The organism is Opacimonas viscosa (genome assembly GCF_024199005.1).
GTDB classification, from domain to species: Bacteria; Pseudomonadota; Gammaproteobacteria; order Enterobacterales; family Alteromonadaceae; genus Opacimonas; species Opacimonas viscosa.
Genome location: NZ_JANATA010000090.1, coordinates 1 through 277, shown reverse-complemented (window position 1 = coordinate 277; position 277 = coordinate 1). Strand labels below are relative to the sequence as shown.

Genomic DNA, 277 nt, shown 5'->3' with positions numbered 1-277 from the left:
GCAGCCCCTGCCACATCCATTGCATTCCACTTTCACATCCGCTGTCGGGCGATAGCATCGTCAGTTCAGGGTAAGTGCGCTTGAGAACTTCGAGCCCGCCGGCATGGTCATTATCGCCATGACTTATAATTAACAAGTCAACGGTTAAACCATGCTGTTGAATAAACGGCAGTAAAACCGACTCTGCGTAACTGCCCCTCTCACTAAAACTGGCTCCAGTATCAATAATCACCGCCCTACCGTTACGCGTAACTATGGATGCACTACCTTGCCCGAC

Annotated in this window: 1 protein-coding gene; it reads right to left on the bottom strand. The window is 50.5% G+C overall.

Features of this window, described 5'->3' with window-relative positions:
- Window positions 1–277, bottom strand: a 277-nt coding sequence (locus tag NLF92_RS12815; protein ID WP_254102593.1) for an MBL fold metallo-hydrolase, incomplete at both ends; no start/stop codon positions are given.